The sequence below is a fragment of the Bowdeniella nasicola genome, assembly GCF_001907295.1.
Taxonomy (GTDB): Bacteria; Actinomycetota; Actinomycetes; order Actinomycetales; family Actinomycetaceae; genus Bowdeniella; species Bowdeniella nasicola.
On the sequence record NZ_MQVR01000195.1, the window covers coordinates 1 to 605 of the forward strand.

The 605-nt window shown below is 63.1% G+C and carries 1 protein-coding gene and 1 pseudogene; one reads left to right on the forward strand and one right to left on the reverse strand.

Going from position 1 to position 605, the window contains the following annotated elements; genetic code table 11:
- Positions 1 to 19: 19 nt before the first annotated feature.
- The gene (locus tag BSZ39_RS15215; protein WP_222842981.1) at positions 20 to 388 is read right to left on the reverse strand and encodes a DUF262 domain-containing protein; all 369 of its coding nucleotides are present in this window, start codon (positions 386 to 388) and stop codon (positions 20 to 22) included.
- 101 nt (positions 389 to 489) lie between these two features.
- Between BSZ39_RS15215 and BSZ39_RS13795 the strand changes: the two are divergent.
- A pseudogene (locus BSZ39_RS13795) lies at positions 490 to 605 on the forward strand (IS3 family transposase); the annotation flags it as partial.

Genomic DNA, 605 nt, shown 5'->3' on the forward strand with positions numbered 1-605 from the left:
TCACCCGTGCCGGGGTCGGTCAGGTGATCGATGAGCTTGGTGCCGTCGAGCATGGCCTCGGCCTCCGCGAGGGCGAGTTCGACGCCGGCGATCGCGTCGTGCTGGTTCGCGGTGGGTGACCAGTGCAGAGCACCGCCGTCGTTCCGCTCCCGGAGGGGACAGTTGCCTTGTCGGCGTAGGGGTTGTCGCGCTCGTGGTAGTTGGTCAGGAACTCGTAGAACGTGTACGACTGCGCAGTTTCAGGCTTGACGTCCCAGAGCAGGAAGGACCCGACGGGGTACCCACGTATGAGGCTATCGACGAGCTTGGTGATCTGATCGGCATCCCACGCGAACTCTCGCTGGATCGCCGGCATCAGGTACTCACGCTTGTGGATAGCGGTCAGCATCTCCTCGATGCTGCGGGTGGCCTGACCCCCTTTTGTGGGTCCAGTCGTTGTGAGAGTTGTCCTGTTGCTCGAGGCTTCGGGCAGGGAGACTGGTCAAGATCATGACAAACAGAAGGAAGCGTCACACGCCGGAGCAGGTGGTTCGTAAGCTCGGGCAGGCTGACAGGCTGCTCGCTGATGGCGCCGATGTCGCGGCGGTATGTCGCGAGCTCGGCGT